Here is a 1,896-nt window from a genome sequence, read left to right as displayed (position 1 = left end):
TGCCGTCCGCAAACGGTTTTGACAAACCGTTCGCCGCCAGCAAGTTTGAAAATAGTAAACGATAATTTAACAAAGGAGCGTGAGCGTATGAAAAAGATTATGTTTGGAAACAGTTTAATGCTATTGGGTATTGCTATAATGATACTTGCAGGATTAAAGGTGATATATGTAGGAACACTGTGGGTGTCGTTTCTTTTAATTATCGTGGGTTTTGTTATGGCTACGATTGGTTTTTTCGGTAAGGATAGCAAATAAATTATCTAACTGAATACAACAACCGAATACCGAAAAATAGACCGTTGACTGGTCGCAATGTGCGAAAAGTTGGCGGTCTTTTTTTATACCCATTTTCAAAAAAGGAGGTCAACCAAAATGGCAAAACAGAAAAGCCTTGAACAGCTTCGAGCTGAAAAAGAGCAAGTGGAAAAGCGGCTTGCACAGGAACAGCACAAACTGGAGCGTTTGGAGAACAGAAAGAAATATCTGGAGAAAGGCGAAAGGCAGAAACGTACCCACCGCCTTTGCAATCTGGGCGGCACGATTGAGAGCCTTGCCCCGGAGGTCAAAAATCTCACACGCACCGAAATGACCGAGCTGATGGAACACATCTTCGGTCTGCCGGAGGTACAGAGAGCCGTCCGGCACATGGAGATTACACACATCAACCAAGCAAACAGAGGAAAGGAGCTGAAAGCCAATGGCACTATTCCACTTCACAGTAACCCAAACGAAACGCAGTAAAGGTCAGTCTGCGATTGCTTCTGCCGCCTATCGTTCCGGCGAAAAGCTGTACAGCGAGTATTACGGCGAATACAGCGACTACACCAGAAAGCGTGGTGTTATCTGCTCTGACATTCTCCTGCCGCCCCATGCACCGAAAGAATACGCAGACCGTCAGACCCTATGGAACGCAGTTGAAAAAGCCGAGCGTGGTAAGAACGCCCAGCTTGCATACAGTTTTGAAATTTCCTTGCAGAATGAATTTTCTCTTGAAGAAAACATCGCTCTGGCAAGGGAATTTTTGTTTCGGGAGTTTGTCAGCCGGGGCATGACCGTTGATGTGTCCTTTCACGAAAAGGAGTGTGAGGACGGCGGCACACCCAATCCCCATTTTCACTTTCTCTGCCCTATTCGACCAATGGAGCAGGACGGCACATGGGGCATAAAACAACGGCGAGAATATGTGCTGGACGAGGAGGGCAACCGTATTCGAGACGCAAACGGTAAGTATGTGTTCAATGCCGTTCCCACTACCGACTGGGGCAGTCCCGAAACGCTGGAACATTGGCGTGAAGCATGGGCGGAGATGTGCAACGCCAAGTTTGCGGAGAAAGGTCTGGATGTTCGTATCGACCACCGCAGCTATGAACGGCAGGGCGTGGATTTACTTCCCACCATTCACGAGGGAGCAACCGTCCGAGCAATGGAGAAGAAAGGTATCCGCACCGAAAAGGGCGAGTTCAACCGCTGGATCAAGGCGACCAATGCCGTTATCAAGGACATCAGAAAGAAAATCTCTCTCCTGTTCGACTGGATAACGGAGATAAAAGCTGAGCTTGCCAAGCCGCAGACACCCGACCTTGTTTCTCTGCTGAACGATTATTACACCCAGCGAAAAGCCGGGGCATATTCGCAAAAAGGCAAAATCAGCAATCTGAAAGAGATGAACGAGACCTACAATTATCTCCGGGCAAACGGCATTTACACCCTTGAAGATTTGGAAAGCAGATTGCAGAGCCACCGCACCACCGTTGACGGCTTAAAGACAACGATGGACAGCCAGAACGCCCGAATGAAAGCAATCCGCAGTCTTAATGATTACTCTGCCACCTACAAGAGCTTAAAGCCTGTCTATGACGGCTTGCAGAAAATCAAGTTTGAGAAGCCCAGAGCCAA

At 48.1% G+C, this 1,896-nt stretch carries 3 protein-coding genes; all 3 read left to right on the top strand.

Features of this window, described 5'->3' with window-relative positions; genetic code table 11:
• Positions 1 to 255, top strand: a 255-nt coding sequence (locus tag DW642_RS16055; RefSeq protein WP_207660217.1) for a hypothetical protein, incomplete at its 5' end; no start/stop codon positions are given.
• Positions 256 to 372: 117 nt separating this feature from the next.
• Positions 373 to 741 carry a DUF3847 domain-containing protein gene (locus DW642_RS15620; protein WP_009259852.1) on the top strand — a complete coding sequence of 123 codons (369 nt, stop codon included), beginning with the start codon at positions 373 to 375 and terminating at the stop codon, positions 739 to 741.
• A partial coding sequence (mobQ, locus tag DW642_RS15615; protein ID WP_117511020.1) for a MobQ family relaxase occupies positions 698 to 1,896 on the top strand: 1,199 nt, incomplete at its 3' end. The genes DW642_RS15620 and mobQ, both read left to right, overlap by 44 nt.

This window comes from Blautia sp. AM23-13AC (assembly GCF_003435675.1).
GTDB classification, from domain to species: Bacteria; Bacillota; Clostridia; order Lachnospirales; family Lachnospiraceae; genus Fusicatenibacter; species Fusicatenibacter saccharivorans.
The sequence above is the reverse complement of the archived record's forward strand: the minus strand, read 5'-3'. Positions and strand labels throughout refer to the sequence as shown.

Coding starts and splice junctions, on each gene's coding strand:
- DW642_RS15620 (WP_009259852.1), top strand. CDS start 373: ATGGCAAAACAGAAAAGCCTTGAACAGCTTCGAGCTGAAAAAGAGCAA.